At 31.1% G+C, this 2,725-nt stretch carries 4 protein-coding genes; 1 reads left to right on the top strand and 3 read right to left on the bottom strand.

The genetic code is table 11. The features are described 5' to 3' along the window. From PF572_05175 to PF572_05165, 3 genes are all read right to left on the bottom strand, one after another. Positions 1 to 539: secretin and TonB N-terminal domain-containing protein (locus PF572_05175; protein MDA3840458.1), on the bottom strand; the 539-nt coding region annotated here is incomplete at its 3' end. Positions 540 to 623: 84 nt separating this feature from the next. Beyond that, positions 624 to 1,649 carry a DUF4974 domain-containing protein gene (locus PF572_05170; protein MDA3840457.1) on the bottom strand — a complete coding sequence of 342 codons (1,026 nt, stop codon included), beginning with the start codon at positions 1,647 to 1,649 and terminating at the stop codon, positions 624 to 626. 153 nt (positions 1,650 to 1,802) lie between these two features. Then, positions 1,803 to 2,387 carry an RNA polymerase sigma-70 factor gene (locus PF572_05165; GenBank protein ID MDA3840456.1) on the bottom strand — a complete coding sequence of 195 codons (585 nt, stop codon included), beginning with the start codon at positions 2,385 to 2,387 and terminating at the stop codon, positions 1,803 to 1,805. Between the two features lie 66 nt (positions 2,388 to 2,453). Between PF572_05165 and PF572_05160 the strand changes: the two genes are divergently transcribed. Next, positions 2,454 to 2,699 (top strand): GIY-YIG nuclease family protein, encoded by a 246-nt coding sequence (locus PF572_05160; protein MDA3840455.1) that lies wholly within the window; start codon positions 2,454 to 2,456, stop codon positions 2,697 to 2,699. The last annotated feature ends 26 nt before the right edge of the window (positions 2,700 to 2,725 follow it).

The following is a 2,725-nucleotide window of genomic DNA, read 5'->3' as shown; positions in this document are numbered from 1 at the left end:
GAAACATTAGATAAAATATATTTTCCGTTAGCATCAGAAATAGTACCCGTTGTTGTTCCTTTTACAAAAACAGTAACTCCAGGCAGAGGAGCTCCAGATTTATCTGTTATATTTCCTGTTATAGTATTTAGATTGTTTTGGGGAGAATTTCTATCCTCTATGTTTGATAAAACAATCTGACGATCGTACACTGAATAGTAAATGTTTTTATTGGTTAACATTTCATTCAGTACATCTTTAATAGTTTCATTCTTTGAATTTACACTTGTCTTTTGTTCCACATCGACTAAGTCTTTGTTGTAAAGGAAATAGAACTCAGACTCATTTTCAATTTTTTCGAATATGTCTTCCAATTTTTCATCCTCAACCGAAAGTGAAATTCTTGTTAATTGAGAATAAGAATTAACAGCTGCCAACTGGGTTATACCCAAGATGACGAAAAATAAAGTAAAGCGTGCCATCCTAAACAATTTTTTAATGGCATAAAGATTTAGCAAAGAAGCATACCAATAGCCATTTAGTTTTAACTTTTTTTTCATAATTTTACATTGTTAGAGTAAATAATTAAATTCAGTTGCTCTGCAAATATTCAGGGAAGGGGTACCAGCTCTTCCCTGTTTTTGCTATTTTAGTTTTATTGTTACTTTCCTTTTGTTAACAACACCGTTTTCAGATATTACTCGATCATCAATTTTATATTTTATAGGAGTTGTTTTTGCAATTAACTTTAATACCTCTTCCAACGGTTCGTCAATAAATGTAGCTTTAAATCGATATTCCTTAAGATTCTCATTTTCAATAACAATACTGATATTATACCAGCGTTCTATACGATTTAATGCTGTACCTAAAGGTTCGTTATCGATAACCAACATTCCTTCTTTCCATGCAGAAGATTTTTGTGGATTGACTTCAGATAACAGAACTTTTCGCTCTTGGTGATTAAATGAAATCTTTTCGTTGGGCTTTAGTATTTGATTAAAATTTCCTGTCTTTCCCGTTATTTCAACTTTTCCTTTTTCAAGAACCACTTCGGTAAAGTCATCTTCATGATAGGCAGAAACATTAAACTTCGTACCTAATACATCGATATTCATATCAGGAACACTTACCCTAAATTTTGAATTATCGAAATGTTTTACTTCAAAGTATCCTTCACCAGTTAAATTAACAAGTCTATTATCGATGAAATTAGGTGAATATTTTAATTTTGAACCACTGTTTAACCAACCACGAGAACTGTCAGGTAGGAAGAATTCAACTCTGGAACCCAGAGGTGCATTAATTTCAACCCATGCAAATTGGTCTTTATTTTGGAAATCTGATTTTGACAGAAGATAGCCCAAACCGGAAAACAGAATAGCTATTAATAAAACTGCTGCAATTTGTGTTATCCGATGAAATAATTTCCTTGATTTTTTTTGATTTGATTCTTTAACAAGGATATCATAATGGATGTTTTTATAAATATGGTGTAGGTTCTTAGGAGCAGAATTTTCTGTTAGAATAGATTCCCAACGAGGATAGAGGTATCTACCTAAATCATATTTAAATGAAGAAAAACATTCACGTATTTTTTTAAGATCGTTATATGAATACTTTCCTTTTGAATATCGAATTAATAAATCTTTATCTATATTTTTTGTCATTTTTGCCTTTTTAAAGAAGGAGAATATGAAATCCTCCTTCTTTGTTCTGTTCTAACTAACTACTAATAGACTAATACTAATTTCTACTAGCTGTTATTAATATCTTAAAAGGTAGAAAATCCCTAGGCAAAAAATGATATATTTTGAAAGAAATTATTTTTTGATGAAAAGATAAAAGAATATCAAGCCCTTGAAATTTAGTTTTTCGAATTTATTTTTTAAAAACTTCATTGCTTCTGTGACGTGATATTCAACGGTTTTCGGTGACAAGTCTAATTCTGTGGCTATTTCTTTAATTGATTTTTCCTCTAATTTCTTTTTTATAAAAACCAATTTCCTTTTTTCCGGCATTTGTTCAATTAATTCATTCAGTTTTGATAATAAAAAATCATAATCATTGTTATCATCAAAGCTATTCTTGTCATTTGAAATATCAAAAAGGATATCGTGTTTGGCCTCAGTATCTTTTGATAATTTTAAAAACTGTTTACGCATTGCGTTCAGGGCAATTTTAAAAATATATGCTTTTAAGTTAGAATCAGAAATAAGGGTGCTTCTTTTTTCCCATATTTTGATGAAAACTTCTTGTACAATATCTTCAGCAGCACTATTCGATTTTAAGTAGCTGAAAGCAAAATTATATAAGGGACTGCTGTACTTTTCAAAAAGAAGTTTGAATGACTCATGGTCATTCTTTCGTAGTTTCATAACCAGTAATTGGTCATTATTGTTTTTCATTTAAAAGTTTAGATAAGTTAGTTAACAGCAATCAAAGTTAAACAAAAAGATTAAATAGCATTGATTATGCCCCATTACGTCTATATCCTCTACAGTGAAAGCTTTGGCCGATATTACGTTGGCAGCTGCATTAATATTGATCAGCGTCTGGATCGGCACAATGCCGGAGCCACATCATCCACAAAGCCTTATCGCCCTTGGGTTGTAGTTTATTCAGAAGAATATAGCACAAAGGGCGAAGCCATAAAGCGAGAACTACAAATAAAGAAAAAGAAAAGTCGAAAATATATTGAATGGTTGCTTGGGAGGTAGCTCAGCTGGTTAGAGCGTCCCGATTT

This window comes from Patescibacteria group bacterium, assembly GCA_027858235.1.
Lineage (GTDB): Bacteria > Patescibacteriota > Patescibacteriia > Patescibacteriales > BM507 > BM507.
This window is presented reverse-complemented; position numbering and strand designations above follow the sequence as displayed.

What these genes read in the sequence shown, in the direction of transcription:
- PF572_05160 (MDA3840455.1), top strand. Translation starts at nt 2,454, where the DNA reads ATGCCCCATTACGTCTATATCCTCTACAGTGAAAGCTTTGGCCGATAT.
- PF572_05170 (MDA3840457.1), bottom strand. Translation starts at nt 1,649, where the DNA reads ATGACAAAAAATATAGATAAAGATTTATTAATTCGATATTCAAAAGGA.
- PF572_05165 (MDA3840456.1), bottom strand. Translation starts at nt 2,387, where the DNA reads ATGAAAAACAATAATGACCAATTACTGGTTATGAAACTACGAAAGAAT.